General features: G+C 63.4%; 24 protein-coding genes. 9 read left to right on the top strand and 15 right to left on the bottom strand.

Annotation, left to right across the window (positions count from 1 at the left end):
• Window positions 1–276: 276 nt before the first annotated feature.
• From LB569_RS02820 to LB569_RS02805, 4 genes are all read right to left on the bottom strand, one after another.
• Window positions 277–966, bottom strand: a complete 690-nt coding sequence (locus LB569_RS02820; RefSeq protein WP_224690970.1) for an SDR family NAD(P)-dependent oxidoreductase — start codon at window positions 964–966, stop codon at window positions 277–279.
• 298 nt (window positions 967–1,264) lie between these two features.
• Complete coding sequence (locus LB569_RS02815) at window positions 1,265–2,284, bottom strand: isopenicillin N synthase family dioxygenase (RefSeq protein WP_224690969.1); 1,020 nt, start codon at window positions 2,282–2,284, stop codon at window positions 1,265–1,267.
• A gap of 254 nt (window positions 2,285–2,538) precedes the next feature.
• Window positions 2,539–3,579, bottom strand: coding sequence for an ornithine cyclodeaminase (locus tag LB569_RS02810; RefSeq protein WP_224690968.1), 1,041 nt, complete (start codon window positions 3,577–3,579; stop codon window positions 2,539–2,541).
• 31 nt (window positions 3,580–3,610) lie between these two features.
• Window positions 3,611–3,817 carry a hypothetical protein gene (locus LB569_RS02805; RefSeq protein WP_224690967.1) on the bottom strand — a complete coding sequence of 69 codons (207 nt, stop codon included), beginning with the start codon at window positions 3,815–3,817 and terminating at the stop codon, window positions 3,611–3,613.
• Window positions 3,818–3,966: 149 nt separating this feature from the next.
• Here LB569_RS02805 and LB569_RS02800 point away from each other — a divergent pair, with 149 nt between their 5' ends.
• From LB569_RS02800 to LB569_RS02785, 4 genes are read left to right on the top strand one after another with little or no spacing between them, the layout of a single operon-like run.
• Window positions 3,967–4,905, top strand: a complete 939-nt coding sequence (locus LB569_RS02800; protein WP_224690966.1) for a MurR/RpiR family transcriptional regulator — start codon at window positions 3,967–3,969, stop codon at window positions 4,903–4,905.
• Window positions 4,902–5,564 (top strand): cysteine hydrolase family protein, encoded by a 663-nt coding sequence (locus LB569_RS02795; protein ID WP_224690965.1) that lies wholly within the window; start codon window positions 4,902–4,904, stop codon window positions 5,562–5,564. Before LB569_RS02800 ends, LB569_RS02795 begins: the two co-directional genes overlap by 4 nt.
• Window positions 5,561–6,883: a glutamine synthetase family protein gene (locus LB569_RS02790; RefSeq protein WP_224690964.1), complete on the top strand. Its 1,323-nt coding sequence runs from the start codon at window positions 5,561–5,563 to the stop codon at window positions 6,881–6,883. Before LB569_RS02795 ends, LB569_RS02790 begins: the two co-directional genes overlap by 4 nt.
• The gene (locus tag LB569_RS02785) at window positions 6,883–7,662 is read left to right on the top strand and encodes an N-formylglutamate amidohydrolase (RefSeq protein WP_224690963.1); all 780 of its coding nucleotides are present in this window, start codon (window positions 6,883–6,885) and stop codon (window positions 7,660–7,662) included. Before LB569_RS02790 ends, LB569_RS02785 begins: the two co-directional genes overlap by 1 nt.
• Before the next feature lie 335 nt (window positions 7,663–7,997).
• On the opposite strand, the gene LB569_RS02780 is transcribed toward LB569_RS02785, so the two are convergent.
• Window positions 7,998–9,344: an NAD(P)/FAD-dependent oxidoreductase gene (locus LB569_RS02780; RefSeq protein WP_224690962.1), complete on the bottom strand. Its 1,347-nt coding sequence runs from the start codon at window positions 9,342–9,344 to the stop codon at window positions 7,998–8,000.
• A gap of 233 nt (window positions 9,345–9,577) precedes the next feature.
• Window positions 9,578–10,762 carry a mannonate dehydratase gene (gene uxuA, locus LB569_RS02775; RefSeq protein ID WP_224690961.1) on the bottom strand — a complete coding sequence of 395 codons (1,185 nt, stop codon included), beginning with the start codon at window positions 10,760–10,762 and terminating at the stop codon, window positions 9,578–9,580.
• Between the two features lie 101 nt (window positions 10,763–10,863).
• Here uxuA and LB569_RS02770 point away from each other — a divergent pair, with 101 nt between their 5' ends.
• Window positions 10,864–11,649 (top strand): SDR family NAD(P)-dependent oxidoreductase, encoded by a 786-nt coding sequence (locus tag LB569_RS02770; protein ID WP_224690960.1) that lies wholly within the window; start codon window positions 10,864–10,866, stop codon window positions 11,647–11,649.
• A gap of 123 nt (window positions 11,650–11,772) precedes the next feature.
• Window positions 11,773–12,630, top strand: coding sequence for a DUF1236 domain-containing protein (locus LB569_RS02765; protein WP_224690959.1), 858 nt, complete (start codon window positions 11,773–11,775; stop codon window positions 12,628–12,630).
• A 162-nt stretch (window positions 12,631–12,792) separates the two neighbouring features.
• Here LB569_RS02765 and LB569_RS02760 read toward each other — a convergent pair whose 3' ends face one another.
• The gene (locus LB569_RS02760; RefSeq protein WP_224690958.1) at window positions 12,793–13,404 is read right to left on the bottom strand and encodes an alpha-ketoglutarate-dependent dioxygenase AlkB; all 612 of its coding nucleotides are present in this window, start codon (window positions 13,402–13,404) and stop codon (window positions 12,793–12,795) included.
• 162 nt (window positions 13,405–13,566) lie between these two features.
• On the opposite strand from LB569_RS02760, the gene LB569_RS02755 reads away from it, so the two are divergent.
• Both LB569_RS02755 and LB569_RS02750 read left to right on the top strand, forming a co-directional pair.
• Complete coding sequence (locus tag LB569_RS02755) at window positions 13,567–14,004, top strand: GFA family protein (RefSeq protein WP_318013092.1); 438 nt, start codon at window positions 13,567–13,569, stop codon at window positions 14,002–14,004.
• A gap of 68 nt (window positions 14,005–14,072) precedes the next feature.
• A complete protein-coding gene (locus tag LB569_RS02750) occupies window positions 14,073–14,273 on the top strand; it encodes a KTSC domain-containing protein (protein ID WP_224690957.1) in 201 nt (66 codons plus the stop codon).
• A gap of 17 nt (window positions 14,274–14,290) precedes the next feature.
• Here LB569_RS02750 and LB569_RS02745 read toward each other — a convergent pair whose 3' ends face one another.
• Both LB569_RS02745 and LB569_RS02740 read right to left on the bottom strand, forming a co-directional pair.
• The gene (locus LB569_RS02745) at window positions 14,291–15,553 is read right to left on the bottom strand and encodes a DUF763 domain-containing protein (RefSeq protein ID WP_224690956.1); all 1,263 of its coding nucleotides are present in this window, start codon (window positions 15,551–15,553) and stop codon (window positions 14,291–14,293) included.
• Window positions 15,554–15,643: 90 nt separating this feature from the next.
• Window positions 15,644–16,252 carry a cysteine hydrolase family protein gene (locus LB569_RS02740; protein WP_224690955.1) on the bottom strand — a complete coding sequence of 203 codons (609 nt, stop codon included), beginning with the start codon at window positions 16,250–16,252 and terminating at the stop codon, window positions 15,644–15,646.
• A 199-nt stretch (window positions 16,253–16,451) separates the two neighbouring features.
• Here LB569_RS02740 and LB569_RS02735 point away from each other — a divergent pair, with 199 nt between their 5' ends.
• Window positions 16,452–16,847: a GFA family protein gene (locus LB569_RS02735; RefSeq protein ID WP_224690954.1), complete on the top strand. Its 396-nt coding sequence runs from the start codon at window positions 16,452–16,454 to the stop codon at window positions 16,845–16,847.
• 39 nt (window positions 16,848–16,886) lie between these two features.
• Here the strand turns inward: LB569_RS02735 and LB569_RS02730 are convergent, their stop codons facing one another.
• From LB569_RS02730 to cyoB, 6 genes are read right to left on the bottom strand one after another with little or no spacing between them, the layout of a single operon-like run.
• On the bottom strand, window positions 16,887–17,423 hold the full coding sequence (locus LB569_RS02730; protein WP_181173813.1) for a response regulator transcription factor: 537 nt from the start codon (window positions 17,421–17,423) through the stop codon (window positions 16,887–16,889).
• On the bottom strand, window positions 17,413–18,762 hold the full coding sequence (locus tag LB569_RS02725) for an ATP-binding protein (RefSeq protein WP_224535845.1): 1,350 nt from the start codon (window positions 18,760–18,762) through the stop codon (window positions 17,413–17,415). Before LB569_RS02725 ends, LB569_RS02730 begins: the two co-directional genes overlap by 11 nt.
• A complete protein-coding gene (locus LB569_RS02720) occupies window positions 18,759–19,568 on the bottom strand; it encodes an SURF1 family protein (protein WP_224690953.1) in 810 nt (269 codons plus the stop codon). The genes LB569_RS02725 and LB569_RS02720 overlap by 4 nt, the downstream gene beginning before the upstream one ends.
• Window positions 19,565–19,942 carry a cytochrome o ubiquinol oxidase subunit IV gene (gene cyoD / locus LB569_RS02715; RefSeq protein ID WP_224690952.1) on the bottom strand — a complete coding sequence of 126 codons (378 nt, stop codon included), beginning with the start codon at window positions 19,940–19,942 and terminating at the stop codon, window positions 19,565–19,567. The genes LB569_RS02720 and cyoD overlap by 4 nt, the downstream gene beginning before the upstream one ends.
• A complete protein-coding gene (cyoC, locus tag LB569_RS02710) occupies window positions 19,939–20,565 on the bottom strand; it encodes a cytochrome o ubiquinol oxidase subunit III (protein ID WP_411970181.1) in 627 nt (208 codons plus the stop codon). The genes cyoD and cyoC overlap by 4 nt, the downstream gene beginning before the upstream one ends.
• Window positions 20,566–20,574: 9 nt before the next feature.
• Entirely contained in the window at window positions 20,575–22,572 is a 1,998-nt protein-coding gene (gene cyoB / locus LB569_RS02705; RefSeq protein WP_140709302.1) for a cytochrome o ubiquinol oxidase subunit I, read from the bottom strand.
• Between the last annotated feature and the right edge of the window lie 4 nt (window positions 22,573–22,576).

Genomic DNA, 22,576 nt, shown 5'->3' with positions numbered 1-22,576 from the left:
CAGAGCCGAAGGAAATCGAGGGGTAAAGAACATTTTCTGATTCTGAAGGACTGTACCGTTGGCGGGATCGGCCCGCTCCGAGCAATTGCTTCTACCTGTTACGGCTTCCAGTCCGTTTCTTAATCTCAATGGCTGTCGCTACAGCCGCCTTGTGACGTTGCGCTTCAAGGCGTGAGCCCGCGAAGCCGCCGGTATATAGTGATATCCTCATGCGATGTCGACTCTCCTCGATGTCGTGCATACGAGCCATGCGAAAGTCACATCGATCACCAGAGGTCAGAAGGTCTCGACCCAGGGCCTGAGCTCCATTTCCCAGGTCCAGGCGCTGCGTTGCTGGCGATGGATGGCAAGATAGGCCTCCGCGATCGCGTCCGGCGACAGCCGGCGATCCAGCGGCTCGGCGTCATGGTCGGACGCGGCCGAGGCAATGGCGCCGTCGATGATGAAATGCGCGACGTGAATGTTCTTGGGCGCCAGTTCACGGGCCATGGATTGCGCCAGCCCGCGCAATCCGAATTTGGGCATGGCAAAGCCGGCGGAGCCGGCGAACCCCTTCACGCTTGCCGTCGCGCCGGTGAACAGGATCGATCCCGAGCCCAGGGCCAGCATCCGGCGGGCCGCCTGCTGGGCCACCAGGAACCCGCCATAGGCGCCGACCAGCAGCGCCTGGCGGACCGCCTCGGGATCAAGCTCTGTTATCGGACCGCGAGCGCGGCCGCTGGCATTGAAAACCACCAGGGAAAGCGGACCGGCCTTGTCGGCGACATCAAACAGCTGCTCCACCGACGTCGGGTCCGAGACATCCGTCGCCACGGCTTGCGCGCCTGTCTGCGCCTGCAATGCCCTGAGCTTCTCGATGTTGCGGGCGGCCAGGACGATTTGGAAGCCTTCCCTGGCGAGAAGACGCGCGAGCGCGGCGCTCAATCCCGAGCCCGCCCCCGCAATGACGGCAACGTTGGATGTCATGGGATCTCTCCTTCTTCCAATGATTGCAGCCAAAGACTGGCGCCGCCCCCATTTGAAGCTTGCCGGATCAGAGCGGCGCCGGCAACGCGCTCGGCGGCAAGAAAAATGGCCGGGCGCGAAAGCGGCCCGGCCAAAAAAGAAGGTCACAACCTTCAGAGGGGAACACCGCTCAGTGAAATGGGAGGAAAACACCGAACGGATTTTTCTCTTTTGGGCCGATTCTCGGACAGATACGACGAACGATTTTCTAAAGATCAGGCAGGACGGCGAAAATCCTGTCCTTTCCCTCCCAAAAGACTCAGCCAGCCCGGGTCTGCGGCTCAAGCAGGTCCGCATAATGACGTCGCGCGACATCGGGGTGCGAGCGCAGCCGGCTTTTCAGCACATTGGTTCCGACATCGCGAAACAGCGGATTGTCCGGTTCGCTGGCCGGTCCGCGCGCCTGCGCCGCCAATTCATCGGGGAGTTCAAGCAGCGGTATCGTCGCATCGAGTTTGGCGCTGAAGAAGAACGGCACCGAGATGCGTTCGATGCCGGGAGGCGGCGTCACGACGCGATGCACGGTCGCACGCAAATAGCCGTTCGAGGCCAGCTCCAGCAATTCGCCGATATTGACGACCAGCGTCCCGGGAATGGGGTCCACATCCACCCAGCTTCCGTCATAGTCGACCTGCAACCCCTTACTGTCGTCCTGGAGCAACAGCGTCAGGAATCCGCCATCCTTGTGCGCGCCGACGCCCTGGTCGCCGTCTGTCGCCTCGCGGCCGGGATAGCGCACGATCTTCATACGGTGGTTGGGCTCTCCGCGGTAAATCGGGTCGAAGCCATCCTCGGGCTGGTCGAGCGACAGCGCGAAGGCTTTCAACAACCGGATAGCCACCGCCGTTGCCTTGGCCTGCCATGCCAGCAGGACGGGTTTGAGTTCCGGCAACGCAGCCGGCCACTGGTTCGGCCCCTGCAGCCGCGTCCAGGCCGGAATTCCGGGGCCTTGCGCTATGGGCTGGCGCTCGACGCCGATATCGAGCTGCTCCCGCCAGTCCGCCTTGCCCTTGGTCAGTTCGCCGCCGGCGCGGGTATAGCCGCGGAATTGCGACGACCTGACCATTTCGATCGCCAGCTTGTCGGCCTCGGCCAAGGCAAAGAAGCGGCGGGACGCGGTGAGCACCTCGCTGATTTCCGCCCAGGAGATCCCGTGTCCGGCCAGATAGAAAAAGCCGATGTCGCGCGAGGCGGAGCGCAGGTCCGTCAGAAACGTCCGACGTTCCGACGCGCCTTGTTCAAAGCGGCTCAAATCGAGCACGGGTACTATTCTGGGCATATCAGGCTCCTTTCCCGGTTTCTTGCGGATGTGTGTCCATCCGCGAACCAGGCCTGTTGGACATGCGTGCACTTTTCGGCGGTCACAACCGCCAGCAATGCCCGCAAGTCTCATCGACTCCAGATTGCCAAGAAAGAAACGATCGGCCCTTCGAAGCGGCCGCGACGAACAATTTTTCCACGCGCGCCGGCAAGCTGACAATGACCGCGATCATTCGGCAGATATGAACCACCGGCAGGCGCGCGGCCTCCGGCCTATTGGGCTGCCCTGAGCAGCATGCCGAAGAGGTCGCGCGGCTCGTCGGGGTCGGCCAGCATGTCGAGTTCCTGATAGAGGCCGGTCGAGGTCAGCTGGTCCCTGACATAACGCAACGCCGAAAAATCCTCGATGGCGAAGCCGACGGAATCGAAGAGCGTGATCTGGCCGGCATCGCGGCGGCCTGTGACGGCGCCGGTGAGCACCTGCCACAGCTCGGTCACCTCATAATCCGGCGCAAGCTGCTGAATCTCGCCTTCTATACGCGTCTGCGGCGGGTATTCGACGAAGATGTCGGAGCGTAGCAGGATGTCGCGGTGCAGTTCCGTCTTGCCCGGACAGTCGCCGCCGACGGCGTTGATGTGCACGCCCGGGCCGACCATGTTGTCGGTGAGGATGGTGGCGTACTGCTTGTCGGCGGTCACGGTGGTGATGATGTCGGCCCCCTCGACAGCCTGCTGCGCGGTGGTGCAGGCGACCATCTCGAAGCCGAGCCCGGCAAGGTTGCGAATACATTTCTGTGTCGCCGAACCGTCGATGTCGTAAAGCCGCAGCCTGTCGACGCCGAGCAGTGCCTTGAACGCCAGCGCCTGGAACTCTGCCTGGGCGCCGTTGCCGATCAGCGCCATGCAGCGGGAACCGGCCGGCGCCAGGTGTTTTGCCGCAAGGGCCGACATGGCAGCCGTGCGCAGCGCCGTCAGGATGGTCATCTCGGACAGCAATACGGGATAGCCGTTGTGGACGTCGGCCAGCATGCCGAAAGCGGTCACGGTCTGGCGGCCCTCGCGCATGTTCTTGGGATGGCCGTTGACGTATTTGAAGCCGTAGACCTCGCCGTCACTGGTCGGCATCAGCTCGATGACGCCCTCGGCGCTGTGCGAAGCAACGCGCGGCGTCTTGTCGAACAGTTCCCAGCGGCGGAAATCGTCCTCGATATAGAAGGCGAGTTCGACCAGGAACCGCTCGACGCCGATTTTCAGCACAAGCTTCATCATATGGTCGACGCTGACGAACGGCACGATGTTGAGATTGGGAATCATGTCTTGGTCCTTGCCCGCATTGCCGCGCCGGTCAGTCCTGGCGATGCGCGTTGTGCGCCTTCATCATCGCGACGAGCGCCGGATCGTGTTGCTCCAGCGCGTCGATCGCGCCCGAAGTGTCGTAGCGGCGCTCATCCTGCCCCATCTTGAACTTGGCTTCGTGGCGTTCGATCGGCAGGTCGAAGCCGAGGATGTGAGGTATGCGCCGCTCCATGCCGCCGGGGTCGAGCTCGCGCATGCGCCAGCGGTCCCTTGGCTGCTTTCCGACAAGCTAAGGCTACTCTTCCAACTATGTCAACATCTCTTCATTCTTGACCCGATTTAAAATCCCTGTAATAAACTCGACACAACGAGGCTGAGAGCCCAACACGCTTTTCGGGGAGGCCAATGGCGATACGCGATGTTCTGATGCGCGGGGATCTGGCGCTGACACCGTCGGAAGAGAAGATCGTCCGGCTGCTGTTGACGGACTATCCGACCTCAGGCCTCGGCACCGCCTCGTCGCTTGCCCGGCGCGCTGGCGTCAGCGATCCGACCGTGGTCCGGCTGGTGGTCAAACTCGGCTATGAAGGGTTTCCGGACTTCCAGGCAAAGCTGCTCGCCGAGGTCGAGGCCCGGCTGCATTCGCCGCTGCTGATGATGGAGGCAAAGCGCCAAAGCGGCTCCAGCGACAGCGCGGTGCTCGCCTATCTCGATTCCGTCACCGCGGCCCTGCAGAAAGCCACCGCCGCGACACCGGTCCAGACCTACGAGCGGGCCGCGCGCCTGTTGATGGAGGCCAAGGGCGAGATCGTGCTGGTTGGCGGCCGGTTCAGCCGCCATATCGCCGGCATGCTGGCCGGATATCTCGGGCAATTCCGCTCCGGGGTCCGCGATCTCGGCGTGCTCTCTCCCCAGGCGTTCGACACGCTGGCCGACCTCGGCCGCCGCGACGTGCTCATCGTCTTCGACTATCGCCGCTACCAGCTCGACGTGATGGCCTACGCACGCCAGGCCTCGGCACTCGACGTGCGCATTCTTCTCTTCACCGACCAGTGGCTGTCGCCGATAGCCGATCTCGCCGAAGTCACCATCGTCAGCCCGCTCGAAGTCGCCTCGCCCTACGACACGCTGGCGCCGGCGATCGCACAGATGGAGGCGCTGACCGCCCATATCGTTTCAACACTAGACGACGAGGCACGGGCTCGCATCGAGCGGATCGAGAAAGTACGACACGCCAATGCGGTGACGCTCGACAACGATCCGGATGGGAACGGCGCACGACAGACAGTTGGCCCACGCAAGACACCCGGACCCAAAGCAGCAAAGCAGGACGACAAAGCATGAGCCAAGCCTCATCCAAACAGGCCCTACCCAAGCGAGACGAAGCCTTCCGTGCCGGCGAGACGGCGCTGCTGCTGGTCGACATGCAGCGTATCTGGCTGGAGCCGGGTGCCGACCCCTCGCATCCGGAGCGCGGCCCCGATCATTATTTCTATCGGCAGACAGCCTCGCGGACGATCCCCAACCAGGAGCGCCTGCTGGCGGCGGCGCGGGCCAATGGCGTGGAAGTGCTGCACACCATCATCCAGAGCCTGACCGAAGACGGCCGCGACCGCTCGCTCGACCACAAGCTGACGCCGATTCATGTCGCGCCCAGCCTTCCCGAAGGCCTGCCGGTGGCTTCGCTGGCGCCGGTCGGCGACGAGATCATGCTACCGAAGACCTCGTCGGGCATCTTCAACTCGACCAATGTCGACTATCTCCTGAAGAACCTCGGCATCCGCTACCTCGTCGTGGTCGGCGTGCTGACCGACCAGTGCGTCGACATGACGGTGCGCGACGGCGCCGACCGCGGCTACCTCGTCACCTGCGTGTCGGATGCCTGCGCCACCATCACCCAGGAGCGCCACGAGATCGCGCTGAAGGCCTTCGGCGGTTATTGCTGGGTCACGGACACCGATACCGTCGTCGACCGCTTCAACGCTTTGGGAAAAATTGCATGACATCTGCCGTTGAGCCCCTCGTCGCCGTCGTCACCACGGATCTCGCCGCCATCACACGGGGCCGCTTCGTCGTCGAAAGCAGGCTGCAGAAGACCGCCACGACCGGTGTCGGCTGGCTGCAGGCCAATCTGTCGATGACGCCGTTCAATTCGATCGTCGATCCCAATCCTTGGGGCTCGTCCGGCGACCTGCGGCTGATCCCCAACCTCAAGGCGCGCTTCCGCACCGAACGGACGGGATCGGCGACGCCGTTCGACATGGTGGCAGGCGACATCGTCGAGCTCGACGGCAGCCCCTGGCTCGGCTGCACGCGCACCATGCTGCGGGATGCGCTGGCGGAACTGAAGGCGGCCACCGGCCTTTCCGTCATCGCCGCTTTCGAGCACGAATTCCACATTGCCGACGGCGGTTTCGCGCCGGCGCATTCGATGTCCTTCGCCGCGCTGCGCCGCACCGATCCGTTCGCCCCCAATCTGATGGCCGCGCTCGAAGAGGCCGGCGTCAGCCCTGAAGTCGTCATCGCCGAATTCGGCAGTGAACAGTTCGAAGTGACGCACGAGCCGGCCGATGCGCTCACCGCAGCCGACCGTGCCGTCGCCATCCGCGAGATCACGCGCGAAGTGGCGCGCAATGTGGGCTGGCGCGCGAGCTTCGCGCCCAAGATCGCCCCCGATGCCGTCGGCAATGGCGTGCACATCCATTTCAGCTTCGTCGATCAAGACGGCAAGCCGGTGACCTACGATGCGGCGCAACCCGGCTGCCTGTCCACCAAGGCCGGCGCCTTCTGCGCCGGCGTGCTGCGTCACCTGCCGGCGATCACCGCCATGACGGCGTCGAGCGTGTCGTCCTTCTACCGGCTGAAGCCGCATAGCTGGAGTTCGTCCTACACCTGGCTCGCGGACCGCGACCGCGAGGCATCGCTGCGCATCTGTCCGACGGTGACGATCGGCGGGCGCGATCCGGCACGGCAGTACAATGTCGAGTATCGGGCGGCCGACGCCACCGGCAATCCTTATCTGTCGCTGGCGGCGATCATCCACGCCGGGCTGGAGGGACTGAAGGCGGACCTGCCCTCGCCGCCGCTGGTCACCGGCGACCCGACGCTGATGAGCGAGGAGGAACGGGCAAGGCTCGGTCTGGTGCGGCTGCCCGAGACCTTACCGGCGGCGCTGGACGCACTGCTGGCCGACAACACCGTCACGGGCTGGTTCGCGCCGATCTTCATCGAGACCTTCGTCGGGTTGAAGCGGCATGAAGCCGACCGCCTGGCCGGCCTTGATCCCGCTGCCATCTGCGATCTCTACCGGACGCTTTATTGATGACCGCGCGGACTGAAAAAGATTGGCCCGACGCCGTCGAGGTTCTCAACGAGCACGGCCGCTGCGACATCGTGCTGTTGTGCGAGCATGCGTCCAACCACATGCCGGCCGAGTATGGCCAGCTCGGGCTCGATGCCAAGCATCTGCAACGCCACATCGCCTGGGATATCGGTGCCGCGGAGGTGACGCGCCTGCTGTCGGCCCGGCTCGATGCGGCGGCGTTCCTGAGCGGCTATTCCCGGCTGCTGATCGATCTCAACCGGCCGCTGGGCAGCCCGGGCAGCATCCCGGTGCTGTCGGAAGATACCGATATTCCCGGCAATGCCGGCATCGGCGCGGCGGAACGAAACCGACGCGCGCAAATCATGTTTTCGCCGTTCCATGACCGGGTGGCGGCATTTCTCGACCGTCGGATGGCCGAGGCCAGGCCGACACGGATCGTGACCATCCACTCCTTCACGCCCGTGTTCCTCGGTGTCGCCAGGCCATGGCATGCGGGCGTGTTGCATGACCATGCGGCCGATCTCGCCGCGGCGATCCTTTCGGGCCTGCGTACCGACGCGTCACTCAATGTCGAAGCCAACGTGCCCTATGTGATCAGCCGCGACGCCGATTACGCCGTGCCCATCCATGGCGATGATCGCGGCATCCCAGCCGTGCTTGTCGAGATAAGGCAGGATCTGCTGGCGAACCGCTCCGGCATCGAGGAATGGGCGGACCGGCTGGTGGCGGCGCTGCCCGCGCATGAAGCGGAGGCATCTCAGCCGGCGCGGACGTGACGCCGCGACCATCGTGTAGGTCGGCAAGCCGCGCTTCTCGCCATCAGCGCCGCGCTCGCATGATGGGCAACGAAGCCGCGGCTCACGCCAGCCACTTCTTGATCGCCGGGCTAGCGAGAACGGCGCGCATGCGATGCTCGGCATCGGCACCCGCCAGCGCCATCCGCGCGGGTCGGGCCGCAATCGACGCCGATCACGGGAAAGGCCGCCTTCATGCCCGGCAGCACGCCGGTTTGCAGTAGCGCCTCGATCGAAAGATCGCGGCCATTTACATGGCCCCTGCATTAGGCCTCCCGACCCGACCTGCCCTCCCAACCGGCGGCAGGGCAATCTCGCTAAAGCGATGGCCCCATCAGGATTGGGCTGCCGTCGCTGAACCGGGATAGGCGGAACCTGTGAAGCTTGTGTCCCGTCTCGTTGCCCTGGATCAAGTCGGACAGGAGGCGGCCAAAGCCAGGGCCTATGCCGAAGCCATGGCCGCTCATTCCCGTCGCGATAACGAGACCCGGAACCGCGGCGGCGCGATCGACCACGGGCACGACATCCGGCATCGCATCGATCATGCCCGCCCAACTGGCCTTGAGCGGCACTGCGGCGAATTGCCGGAACAGCCCTTTGAACCCACGGTCGATGGCGCGAAGAGCCTTGGCCTCGGGGGCGGGATTGAGAACGCGCATCCTTTCGAACGGGCTTTCCTTGTCGGCGTCCCATTTGCGCGGCGTTGACCAGCTGTCCGGAAATGCGCGCGGCGCCGCCGGCAGGTAGCGTGTGCCAAAGGGATTTGCCTTCAAGGCGGGCAGATATTTCGGTGCGTGGCGCAATGCATCCGGCCCGACATAGAGCAGGTGGCTGCCTCCCGCGGCAAGCGTGTACCCGCCATCCTTTCTGCGCCGGAAGGCGATGCGCTCGTCGGCGGCGGCACCGGCATGGATTTCCGGCATCGGCGCCGTCGCCGCGACGGTCGTGCGAACGCTGAGCTGCGGGATCGAGACGCCGTGCGCGCGCAGGAACAGCGATGTCCAGGCGCCGCTGGCGACAAGCACGCTCGACGTCGCGATGCGGCCTTTCTCGGTCCAGACACCACTGATGCGTCCGGCGGAGATGTCGAGCATGCGTGCCGCGCAGTTCTCGATGATGGTGACACCCGCACGCGCGGCCAGGCGGGCAAGGGCCGGCACGGCGACCCAGGGCTCGGCGCGCATGTCCGACGGCGTGGTCATGGCGCCCTTGAAGGGGCGTGACATGGCCGGGATCAGCCTGGCGGTCTCGCCTTGATCGAGGAGGCGCGTGTCGACGCCATGCGCCTGTGCGATCTTCAGGAACTTGGCGAAATCGGCCATTTCCTTGTCGGTGCGCGCAAGATAGGTCACGCCCGTCCGTGTCAGGCCGATGTCCTCGCCGCACTCCTCGGCCAGTTGGCGCCAGAGACGCTGTGCCTCGATGACGATGGGCAATTCGTCCGCATCGCGGCCCTGCTGGCGGATCCAGCCCCAATTGCGCGAGGATTGCTCGGCGGCGATGCGGCCCTTTTCCAGCAATGTCACGGATATGTTGCGCCGGGCCAGGAACAGCGCCGTGGTGACGCCGATGACGCCACCGCCGACAATCACCACATCCGACGTCATCGGCAGCGGAGCCTGAAACTGGATCGGACTGGCTTCAGTGAAAGGGAAGGTCGTCAAAGGATGTCCTTTTCCATAAGCATTGCCCTTCGCTCATGCCCGGGGGCGCGAAGTCGCCCGCTTTCATGGGAGGCTGGCCAGCCATGATGTGTCGACGAGCACTACACGGCCAGCCTCGAAATCCAGCGTGCCAGCTCGATCAAACTGTTGACCACCATCGGGCAGCTTCTCGTCGCCGCACGCAGACTTCGAGACCCAGGTCACGGCAGCGATAGGCAGCTTGCTTCACGGCTTCAGGCCAATCCGAATCGCTCCACCGCACGCATGATGCCGCGCAATTCGGCAAGGCCCTTCAGCCGGCCGATGAGCGAATAGCCGGGGTTGATCTTCTTCTTGCCGATGTCGTCGGCGAGCAGATGGCCATGGTCGGGCCGCATCGGGATTTGCCAGTCGGCCCGCCCCTGCTCGCGGCGGCGCTTCTCTTCCTGCATCAAGGCAAGGATGACATGCGCCATGTCCGTGCCGCCTTCGAGATGCTCGGCCTCATAGAACGAGCCGTCCGCCTCGATGGTGATGTTGCGCAGATGGACGAAATGGATACGGTCGGCGAATTCCTTGACCATGGCGACAATGTCGTTGTCGGCGCGCGTGCCATAGGAGCCGGTGCAGAAGGTCAGTCCATTAGCGGGGCTGTCGACGGCATCGAGGATGAAACGCGCATCCTCGGCCGTCGAAACGACGCGTGGCAGGCCATAGAGCGAGAACGGCGGATCGTCGGGATGGATGCACATGCGCACCCCTTCCTCTTCAGCCGCCGGAATGATCTCGCGCAGGAACCAGGCCAGGTTGTCGCGCAATTCCTTTGGCCCGATCGCATCGTATTCCGCCAGGGCTTCGCGAAAACTGTCGCGGTCATATTTGCGCTCGGTTGCCGGCAGGCCGGCAATCAGGTTGCGCTCGATCTCGTCGATCCGCTCCGGCGTCAGCACCTTCAGCCGCTGCTCGGCCTCGGCGATGCGCGCCGGCGCGTAGCTGGCCGCGCCGTTCTTGCGCCGCAGCACGAAGAGATCATAGGCGGCGAAGTCGATGGCGTCGAAACGCAAGGCATAACCGGTCGTCGGCAGCCGGTAGGCCAGATCGGTGCGGGTCCAGTCCACCACTGGCATGAAATTGTAGCAGATGGTCTGGATGCCGGCCTTGGCGAGCGCGCGGATGCTGTCGCGATAATAGCCGGCATAGCGCTCGCGCTCCGGCGCGCCGATCTTGAAGGAATTGTGGACCGGGATGCTCTCGACAACCGACCAGGTCAGCCCAGCCGCCTCGATGGTCCTCTTGCGTTCGAGCACATCGGCTTCAGGCCAGGCCCTGCCGTCATAGATCTGGTGAAGGGCTGAAACCACGCCGGTGGCGCCGGCCTGCTTGACATGATCGAGTGTCACCGGGTCGTCAGGTCCGTACCAGCGCCAGCACTGTTCCATTGCCGCTTTTCCTTCTTACAAGAGACCGGCAACCTATTGTTTGACCACGATGAGTGTCAAACTGAGAGCTGGTTTCGATGGCGAATGAAGGAGCTTCCGCGATGAAGGATTTTGACGGCAAGGTTGCATTGGTGACCGGGACGACCGGTATCGGCCTGGCAACCGCCAAACGCCTGGCGGCTGGGGGTGCTGCGATCATCGCCTGCGGCATCGACCGGGCAGCCAATGCCGCCATGCAGGAGAGCCTCGCCAAATCCGGAGCGGATGCGCTCGTGCAGACGGTTGACGTCTCCGTTCCCGAGCAGGTTCGCGATGCTGTCGCGGCCGGTGTCGCGAAATTCGGCGGCATTGATGTCATTGTCAATTCCGCCGCGGTCCATCCCTACGGGACCGCGACGACGACCGACTGGGACACCTGGAACCGGGCGATGACGGTCAATGTCGGCTCGATCTATCTGACCGCCCATTTCGGCATTCCGGAGATGATCAAACGCGGCGGCGGCGCCATCGTCAACGTTGCTTCGGTGCAGGGCTTCGCCTGCCAGCAGAACGTCGCCGCCTATGCCACGACCAAAGGCGCCATCCATACGCTGACGCGGTCGCTGGCGCTCGACTACGCGAGATCAGGCATAAGGGTGAATTCGGTCAGCCCGGGTTCGATCCGTACACCGATCCTCGAAAAGGCCGCGCGTGGCGCCGGCGGCAGCGACGCCGATGTCGAAAAAGCCTATAGGCGCTTCGGCGCGGCCCATCCGCTAGGCCGCATAGGCGAACCGGAGGAAGTGGCGGAACTCATCGCTTTCCTGTGCTCGTCGAAGGCCGGCTTCTGCACAGGCGCCGACTACAAGATTGATGGCGGCCTCACCGCCGGCATCGGCGTGAAATAGGGCCATGAAGTCCGGGTCTCTGCTCCATCGGGCGTGGTGACATCAACGCATCCAGTTCGGAACAATCTTTTTTGGTCGAAGTTCTTCCCCTTGAAGGGACGAACTCTCCGAAGGAGATTTCCTATGAAACATGTTCTCATGACCAGCATGCTGGCGATCGGACTCGGCTGCGGGGCGGCGATGGCTCAGACGCAGCAGCCCGCCGAAAGCCAATCGGGAGCGGACACCAATTGCGCTTCCGGGGCGACCAACTGCCAGAGCGGTTCGAAGATGAAGAGCCAGGCAGAGGGTACCAAGTCCCAGACTGACCAGCAGGCTCAGGGCAAGGCCAAGATGAAGACCGACGAGCAGGCCCAGGGTAAGGCCGGCGCCGCTACGGACCAGCAAGCCCAGGGTAAGGCCAAGGTCCAGACCGACCAGCAGGCCCAGGGCAAGGCTGGCACCAAGACCGACCAGCAGGCCCAGGACAAGACCAAGGTCCAAACCGATCAGCAGGCACAGGGCAAGGCTGGCACCAAGACCGACCAGCAGGCGCAGGGCAAGGCCGGCACCAGCACTGATCAGCAGGCCCAGGACAAGACCAAGGTCCAGACCGACCAGCAGGCCCAGGGCAAGGCCGGCGCCACCACCGACCAGCAGGCCCGGGACAAGACCAAGGTCCAGACCGACCAGCAGGCTCAGGGCAAAACCTCGACGCAGGACAAGACCTCGACCGCGTCCATCAACAATGTGACGGTCGAACAGAAGACCGAGATCACCCATGTGATCAGGGAAACCAAGGTCGAACCGGTGACCAACATCGACTTCGACGTCTCCGTCGGCATCGAAGTTCCGCGTCATAAGGTCAGGCTGCATCGCTTGCCGGCTCGCATCGTGAAGCTCGTCCCGGCTTACGAGGCATACGAGTATTTCGTCCTCGCCGACGGCCGGATCGTCATCGTGGATCCGGATACATACAAGATCGTGCTGGTACTGACCTAGGGCAATTCCACGGAAGAGTGCGTAGCGCTTCCGCTAAATTATTGTCCACTAACAAGGGTTAAAGCACAAGATCGTTCAACCCGCCCCGCTGCACGCGGGTCGGGTTGAGCACTGATGTCCAGATCATGCGGAAAGCTTCCCGGTGCAAACCTCAGCGCATGCTCAGGGATTGTGAGGCCGCAATGTCCGCAAGGTGATCGAGTAGCGGTGCTCGGCGAGCGGCGGGATGCTGTGCTCCCATTGCGACCGCGACGGCCCTGTCATGAGATAGGCCGATCTCGGCTCGACGGTGATGGTCCGACGTTCCCATTTAGACCCGTTCTTGCGCCGAAGGCGAAAATCGCAGGGCGCCAGCAGGGAAACGCCCGCGACGTCCTCGAAATGGGGCTTGTCGCGGTGCCAGCCGATACCGGCGCCGGGCCGGTACTCATTGATCAGGACCTGCGCAAAAGTTTCGGCGGGCCGGCCCGCAAAAGCCGCGACCTTTTCGCGCAAGGGCAAAAGAAAATCAGGTATCGGCGGCGCCTCGACCACTTCTCGCCGGTCATAATCGTAGCGAAGGCCAAAACCGGCGACACGCCGGTTCGCCAGATGGCCATGGAAGTCGAAGGCCTTGAAGGGCAGTTCCTCAAGATGCCGGGCGAGTTCGATTTCCTCTTGCGGCGTGATCAGTTCCGGCTGGTAGGCGAAACCCTCCGGCAGATCATCCTGAACGGCGCCGAAGAGATCGTGCTGGGCCACACGGCCGGCGGTTTTCGGTTTGAGCGGCGACATTGTGCCTAGATGGTGAGGGCCGGACCACAAGGCAATATAGGAACCGCGCTTGCCTCCTGACACGTCGCCAACGGCGCAACGGAACGCCGGAGCGGCGTGAAAGTTTAGGAAAGGGCGGCTCCGTCGGATGCCGTCGGACATGGTCTTGCCTTGGAGTACCGGATGCCGCGCGTTGAAACGGGGGCCTGCTTTTGCGGGGCGATTGCAGCCGCCATGGACGGTGAGCCCTTCTGGATATGCTATGATCACGATGATGATTGCCGCAAGGCGATCGGCGGTCCACTGACCATCTGGGTCGGATATCGGCCGAGCCAGTTCCGCCTTTTGAGGGGCACGCCAAAGGCCTTTTCCAGGACACCGGGCGTTGTCCGCACTTTCTGCTCCGATTGCGGGAGTTCGATAGGCTATAGCGACGAAGGCTTGCCTGACGAGCTTTATCTTACGATCGGTTTCTTCGACAAACCCGAAGGGCTGCGGCCCCAGGCGCACGCCTATTGGGACCTCAGGCTGCCTTGGGTCGACTTTGCCGACGAGCTGCCGCGAATCGATCGATATTCGAGGCAGCGCGACGCGAAGTTCGGCAATCCACGCGACAGGTAGCGACTTCGGGCGGTACGGAACCGGACCATGCCTGGCGGGTTTATTCGGCTGAGCCGTCAGGTGCCACCATGCCGTCGACCGTCATTCGAAACACGCAATACGATCCCGCGAGCAGGATCCTCTCGGTCTGGTTCGTGCCGCACGGCAACCGCTACGACTATGAGGAAGTCGCCCCGGCCACCTATGCGGCGTTCATGCGCGCCCCTTCGAAAGGCCGCTTCTTCAATAAATTCATCAAGGACCACCACAGGTACCGTCGCGTGGCGTGATCGCCGTCAGCGGACCGTCATGCCTTCTTGTTGTGCTCGGCGGGCATCTTGTCCGGTGCCGGTTCCCAGCCAAAGACGCTACGGCCACCCAACAGATGCGACTGGTCGAACTCGCCGGCGACGATTTCCTTGAGGCTGGGGCCGGTGACGTATCGCTCGACTTGGCGCGACTGATCGTCGAGCCGTCTCAAGGCGCCGATTTCCTCTTCGCGACCAAGCCTTGCTTTCTGCACGGCGGATTTCAGCACGCCGATCGTCTCGTCATAGACCTTGAGCGGAACAGGGAACGGATGCCTGTCCTTGCCGCCATGCGCCAGCGAGAAACGGCCGGGGTCCGAAAACCGGCACGGCGCGCCATGCACCACTTCGGCGACGAGGGCCAGGGCGCGCACCGTGCGGGCGCCGACTCCGGGGACCAGGAGAAGCTCGGCAAAATCGGCTGGGCCCCGCTCGGCGGCGGCTGCCATGTTGCCGTGCAGGCGATGCATCACGACATCGCTCTCGCGGACATCGTGGTGGGCCGGCATGACCAGATGCGGCAGCAGCGGCTGCGCCGGAGCCGGCGCGGCACCGGGTTCCAGAGCGGCGAGTTCCCGCAGGATACGGTCCGGCCCGAGATCCTGCAGAAGATCCAGCTGCCCCCGGCGCGAGGCTTCGGCGCGCCGGTCGGTCAGGTTGACGATCTCGCCCTGGTTGGCGCCCTCGATGGCCGCATGCGGCTGGTCGACGAAACTCTTCAAACCCTCGGACAGCCAATGGTAGCGACGCGCCACCTTGCTGTCGCCATTCATGCCTTGCTGCACCACCACCCAGTCGCCGTCATCGGTGACGATGAAGCCATGCAGATAGAGGTCGAAACCGTCCTGGACGGCGGCGCTGTCCACCTTGGCGACAAGCCGGCTGGCGGTGGCCAGGCGCGCTCCGTCGAAGCCAATGCGCTCGCCTATTGCCGCGAGCTCGTGCGGGGTCTTGCGCGAATGCGCGCCACGACCACCGCAGACATGGATGCCGAGTTCGCCCGACAGCGGCGTGAGGCCGCGTTTCAAGGCACCGACGACGCTGGTGGTGATGCCTGACGAATGCCAGTCCATGCCCATGACGGCGCCGAAGGACTGGAACCAGAACGGATGCGCCAGGCGCCGCAGCAATTCGTTGCGGCCATAGTGATGGATGATCGCCTCGCACATGACGGCGCCAAGGCGGGTCATGCGGTCGCCCAGCCATTTCGGCACGCGTCCGCCGTGAAGGGGAAGATCCGCACTGCCCGATCGTTGCGCCACGCCTTTGCCTGCTCCAGTGTCCGCGATTGGTGACAGATAAGCACTACGAGCCCCGCAGGGAAGGCTGGTGCTGCACCCGGGGCCGGCGTTTCAAGCCCAGTTCGAGAGAACCGTTTCCATATCGACCGTCTCGACCTGCTGTGCGAAACGCTGGTGATAGACGGTAAGCAGCGCGTCATGCGTCGCGTCGGAAGAACTGCACAGGGCGTCGGTGACGAGAACCACGCGATAGCCGAAATCGATGGCGCCGAGCACGGTGGCCAGGACGCACACGTCGGTTTCGCCTCCCGTGACGACCAGCGTGTCGATCTCGCGCTCCATCAAAAAAGCCCTGAGGCGACCTTCAAACCAGGGGGAATAGATGTGCTTGTCGATAACTGATGCGGGTGGGCAGTAAGCGGCCAGTGGCGGCAACAATTCGACCATGTCCGGCCCGATGTTGTCGATGGCCATCGAAGCCCAGCGCTCATAATAGCGCTTCCATGTACCAACGCCCTGCCCTGGTCTTTGCGCAGGCAGGAAGCGCGTGAAGACCGTCTGTTCCGCCCGCCTTTCCACAAGCTTCTCGATCCGCGGGAGGACACGGGTTATCCAAGGCGTCGCCCAAGGCGACGGCTCGGCAAACAGCTTCTGCATATCCACGCAGACATGCATGCATCGCTGCCCCAGCGGGCCATATGCCAGTCCCGGCATGGACATCAGGGCATTTCCGACCAACGGTAGTTCATCGTGACCTCTCGCATTCCCATCCCGGACTTGGAACGTGGGATCAAGGAACTCGTTCCTGGCCGTTCGCTGGAACCGACGCAGCTGGTTGACGTTTCGGCTGCGTTGAAGGGAGGGCTGGCATGAGACTGTCGGGACTATCGGGCCGCGCTATTCCAGGGATGTCACCGGGATGACGCTAAGTGGCGGTTGTCTCTGCGGTCGGAGTCGCTTCACTGTCGATAGCGAGCCAAGGGTCCACTATTGTCACTGCGACATGTGTCGGCGAGCAACGGGGAGCGCGTTCGCGGTTCTGGCGTGGGTACCGTCCCAGAGCCTGGCCTGGACCGCCGCCGAACCGGCCTATCGCAGATCGTCGCCGATCGCCTTGAGGGGATTCTGCTCAAGTTGCGGTTCGCCGCTCAGCCTCGCCTATGACGCATCGCCCCATGAAATCGCGCTGCATGTCGGCACATTCGATGATCCGGCGCCATTGCAGCCTCGTTACAATTATGGATCGAGCCAGCGCCTTGGCTGGGTCTGCTGCGGAATAGACCTGCCGCACCGTGAGACCGAGGAACGATGGTAAGACGCCGCGAAGAAGACCGCGGCTCGATTCGAATTCCCGCTATCTCACGACACGCTTCTCGAGCTTGCGGGCCAAGGTGCGCCGATGCAGGCCAAGGCGGCGCGCCGTTTCGGAGATGTTGAAGCCGGTTTCGACCAACGTTTCGTGGATGCGCTCCCATTCCAGATTCTTGATCGAGGTGGGACGCGAGGAAAGAGGCACCGAAACATCGCCCTCGGCCCTGCCGAAGGCGGCTTCGATATCATCGGTGTTGGCGGGTTTGGCCAGGTAATGGCTGGCGCCGAGCTTGATCGCCTCGACAGCCGTGGCGATGCTGGCAAACCCGGTCAGCACGACGATCCTGATCGAAGCATCGCGGGCGCCGAGCAACTTGACGCACTCCAGCCCGGAGCCGCCGGCCCCGAGCTTGAGATCGACGACGGCATAGGCCGGAACGGCTGTTTCGAGGGCACGGAGCAGTTCCTCCCTGTCGTGACAGACCATGACGTCGTAGTCGCGTTTTTCGAAGGAACGCTTCAGCGTTTTGGCGAAGGTTACGTCATCCTCGACGATGAACAGCGATCGATCAGGCCTCATGGTCATCTCCATCGGTCAGCGCCGCAAGCGGCAGCGAAAGCGTAACACAGGCGCCCTGCTCCATGTTGCGCGCCGAAAAATCGCCTCCCAGTTTCCGCATCACGTTGACGACGAGGAAAAGACCAAGGCCGCCGCCAGGCCGCCCCTTGCTCGACATATAGGGTTGGCCGAGCGCCGCCAGAATACCTTCGTCGAAACCCGGCCCGCGATCGCGCACGGAGATCACCAGCTTGTCGCCCTGCCGCTCGGCGGTGACGCCGACCCAATGCTGCGATGCTTCCTGGGCATTGTCGAACACGTTGAAGATGACCTGCTTGAGCGCCGTGTCGGACACGATCTGCTCGTCCGGGTCGAAATCGTTGTTGTATTCCAGCCTGAAGGGTTGGCGACTGGTGCGCCATTCCTCGACCAGATCGTCGAGGAAACCGCGGATGGTCGTGCGTATCGTTCCCTCGCCCCTGGCCTGGCCGGAAGACATCAGTATCCCGGACACGATGTGCTTGCAGCGCTCGATCTGGGCCTGCATTTCGGCCACATCGGCCGCCAGTTCGCGGTTGCGCGAAAGGCTGCGCATCTGGCGCCAGTCGGACAGGATGACGGATATGGTGGCAAGCGGCGTGCCGAGTTCGTGCGCGGCGCCGGAAGCCAGCAGGCCCATGCGCACGATGTGGTCCTCCTCGGCCGAACGCTGGCGCAGATCGGCAAGATAGGCGTCGCGCTCACGCAGATTGCGGTTGATGCGCGTCATGAAGATCACGATCAGCCCGGCCGCCAGCACGAAGCAGATGAACATGCCCCTGATATGCAGGGACAGGAGATCGCTGCCATGATGCGGGATGGCGATCGGCTGGAAGAGGAAGATGAGGAAGACGAAGCAGGCCGAGGCCGCCGCCACCAGGATCCAGGTCGACCGTGGCGTCAGCAGCGCCGCGCCGAGCGTGATCTGCAGGAGATAGAGCGACACGAACGGATTGGACGCGCCGCCGCTCAGGTAAAGCTGTGTCGTCAATGCCGCCATGTCGAAGATGAGCGCGACGAAGAGCTGGGTGTTGGTGATCGGCTTTATGCCGCCCAGGACCAGCAGGCTGAAGATGTTCAAGCCGACCAGGAAAAGCACCACGCCGGCCATCTCCGCCAGAGGCAGCGGAATGGCGAACCAGTATTGCGTCGCCAGGATGGTGAGCACCTGGCCCGCCACCGCCAGCCAACGCAATTGGATGAGCAATAACAGGTTCTTCCTGTTCGTCGCTTCGGGATTGGGTGCCGCGCCGTTGTTGCCAGCAAGGGATGCGGCGCCCAGGGACATGTCATGGCGAAACGTTTGCGTGGGCAGGCTCATCTTGCTGGCCGCCGACGGCGGCCGATCATCGACCTGGCCAAGGCAATGGCGAGCATCGCGGCGAGCGTGAACCAGGTCAAAGCATAGACCAGGTGGGTGTTTCGGAAAGTCACGACCGTCAGCCCGCCGCGCGGCCAGCTATCGGTGCCTGATGCTTCCGCATCGACGAAATAGGGAGCGGCCTTTGCCAGGCCACGGGCGGTTGCGATAGCGGCAACGTCTCGCGAATACCAGCGATTGCCCGCGGCATCGTTGTTGCGCAGGAAGCCGCCGCCAGGCTCGGTGATGCGCAACAACCCGTCGATGACGGCCGGCGCGGCCAAGCCGCCGCTCTCCCGCTCAAATTCCGCCTTGCGTTCCGGCGGGATGAAGCCGCGATTGACCAGCACGACGAAGCCGCGGTCGGTTTGCATCGGCGTCAGCACCCAGTAGCCGCCGCCAAGCTCCGTCACCGCCTGCACCAGCGTGTTGGCACCGCCGAGGAACCGCCCGGCCAATCGCACATGGCTGTATTCATGACCGGCCGCGTTGATGGCTTTCCAGTTCTCCGGACCGGGTACGTCGACAACCGGGGCATGGATGCGCTGGTCGACACGCGCGATCAGGTCGAGCTTCCAGACCCGTCTTTCCAACTGCCATATGCCGAGCCCGACAAACACCAGCGCGCCGAGGAGCCCGAGCAGCACCAGGAAGATGCGCGACGCGGACGACCTGCCTGCGCTCTCCTGCCGCGCGGGGCGCCGAGCGATGCCGGCCTGTCCGACCGCCTCGGCAATGGTCCTCCCCGAGCCCGACGTCAGGTTCATGGCATCTCGCGCATGTCGTGTAGTCCCGGCATCATGTTGGCGTTGAGATGATACATCACCCAGAGCGAACCCGTCAGCACGATGACGACCAGAATCAGCGTGAAGATCAGCGCCAGCATCGACCATCCGCCTTCCGAGGCGGTGTTCATATGCAGGAAGAAGACCATATGGACGACGATCTGCACGACCGCGAAGGCCATGATAACGAGGGCCGCGACCTGCTTGTCGTCGATGGCGCCGGTCATGACCAGCCAGAATGGGATGGCGGTCAGGATCACCGACAGAAGGAAGCCCGTCAGATAGCCCCGGAACGATCCATGTGCCGCTCCACCATGGACGTCTGCGTGACCCTCGGCATGATCATGAGCGCTCATCGCAACATCCCCATCAGATAGACGAAGGTGAAGACGCCGATCCAGACGACGTCGAGGAAGTGCCAGAACATCGAGAGGCACATCAGCCGGCGGCGGTTGGCCTCGATGAGGCCAAATCTTGCGACCTGCGTCATCAGCGTCACCAGCCAGACGAGGCCGAAGGTGACGTGCAGGCCGTGCGTTCCGACCAAGGTGAAGAAGGACGACAGGAAGGCGCTGCGCTGCGGCGTCGCGCCTTCATGGATCATGTGGGAAAACTCGTAGAGTTCGATGGACAGGAAAGCCAGGCCGAACAGGCCGGTCACGGCAAGCCAGCCTTGCGTCGCCGCCACGCGGCCCTTGTCCATGGTCAGCATGGCGAAGCCATAGGTGATCGAGGAGAAGAGCAGCATGGCGGTGTTGACCGCCACCAGATCGAGGTCGAACAGATCCTTGGGCGCCGGCCCGGCCGCATAGTTGCCCCCGAGCACGCCATAGGCCGCGAACAGCATGGCGAAGATCAGGCAATCGCTCATCAAATAGAGCCAGAAACCGAGCATTGTGGAGCCGCCTTCGGCGTGCGCATGCTCTTCTTCCAGGTGAAAGACCGGTTCGGTGCCGGCCGTGATTGCTGTCGATGCCATGCTCAAACCCTAACCCCGGACGGCGAGGAGGGTCGTCCTCGCCTCCTCCGTCCGCGTGACCTCGGCCGCCGAAATGTGGAAGTCTCTGTTATAATTGAAGGTGTGACCGATCGCGGTGGCGATGAGGCACACGAAGCTCAACGCCGCCAGCCACCAGATGTACCAGATCATGCCGAAGCCGAGCGCGACGCTGAAGGCGGCGAGGATCATGCCGGTACCGGTGTTTCTGGGCATATGGATCGGTTTGAAGCCGGCAAGCGGCCTGACGTAGCCGGCCTGCTTCATATCGAACCAGGCGTCATTGTCTCGAATGACCGGCATGAATGCGAAGTTGTAGGCGGGCGGCGGCGAGGACGTCGACCATTCGAGCGTGCGCCCGTCCCAGGGGTCGCCGGTCGGATCGGCGAGCGCCTCGCGCCTGCGGATCGAGACGAATATCTGGATCAGGAAAGCCGCTATGCCGAAGGCGATCAGCACCGCGCCGAAGGCGGCGATGACGAACCATATCTGCAGCGAGGGGTCATCGAAAACCCGCATGCGGCGCGTCACACCCATCAGGCCGAGGACGTAGAGCGGCATGAAGGCGAACCAGAAGCCGACCACCCAGCACCAGAACGAGACCTTGCCCCAGAACGGATCGAGCTTGAAGCCGAAGGCCTTCGGCCACCAGTAGGCGATGCCGGCGAACAGGCCGAACAGCACGCCGCCGATGATGACGTTGTGGAAGTGCGCGATCAGGAACAGGCTGTTGTGCAGCACGAAATCCGCCGGCGGCACGGCAAGCAGCACGCCGGTCATGCCGCCGACGGTGAAGGTCAGCATGAAGGCCACCGTCCACATCATCGGCAGCTCGAAACGGATGCGGCCCCGATACATCGTGAACAGCCAGTTGAATATCTTGGCCCCCGTCGGGATCGAGATGATCATCGTGGTGATGCCGAAGAAGGAGTTGACGCTGGCGCCGGAGCCCATGGTGAAGAAGTGGTGCAGCCAGACGAGATACGACAGGATGGTGATGACCACCGTGGCGTAGACCATCGAGGTGTAGCCGAACAGGCGCTTGCCGGAAAAGGTCGAGGTGACCTCGGAAAAGACCCCGAACAGCGGCAGGATGAGGATGTAGACCTCAGGGTGACCCCATATCCAGATGAGGTTCACATACATCATCGGATTGCCGCCGAAATCGTTGGTGAAGAAGTTGGTGCCGACATAGCGGTCGAGCGACAGCATGGCGAGCACCGCCGTCAGCACCGGAAAGGACGCGACGATAAGCACGTTGGTGCACAGCGACGTCCAGGTGAAGACGGGCATGCGCATCATCGTCATGCCGGGCGCGCGCATCTTGATTATGGTGCAGATCAGGTTGATGCCCGAGAGCGTCGTGCCGACACCCGCCACCTGCAGCGCCCAGATGTAATAATCGACGCCGACGTCGGGACTGTAGCCGATGCCGGAGAGCGGCGGATAGGCGAGCCAGCCGGTGCGGGCGAATTCGCCGACGAACAGCGAGGCCATGACCAGGATGGCGCCGCCGACCGTCATCCAGAACGAGAAATTGTTGAGGAACGGGAAGGACACGTCGCGCGCGCCGATCTGCAGCGGCACGACGAAGTTCATCAGCCCGGTGACGAAAGGCATAGCCACGAAGAAGATCATGATCACGCCATGCGCGGTGAAGATCTGGTCGTAGTGATGTGAGTTCAGGTAGCCTTCGGAGCCGTTGAAGGCGATGGCCTGCTGCAGGCGCATCATGATGGCGTCCGAAAAGCCGCGCAAAAGCATGACGAGGCCGAGCACCATGTACATGATGCCGATCTTCTTGTGGTCGACGCTGGTGAACCACTCGCGCCACAGATAGGTCCAGAGCTTGAAATAGGTGATGACGCCAAGCAGCGCGATGCCGCCGAGCGCCACCGCGATGAAGGTGGCCACCACGATCGGCTCGTGCAGCGGCAGCGACTCCAAGGTGAGGCGGCCGAAAATAAATCTGGTCAGCGTGTCGGGCATCGGC

Origin of the sequence: Mesorhizobium sp. BH1-1-4 (assembly GCF_020165665.1) — a bacterium.
In the GTDB taxonomy this organism is placed as follows: domain Bacteria; phylum Pseudomonadota; class Alphaproteobacteria; order Rhizobiales; family Rhizobiaceae; genus Mesorhizobium.
This window is presented reverse-complemented; position numbering and strand designations above follow the sequence as displayed.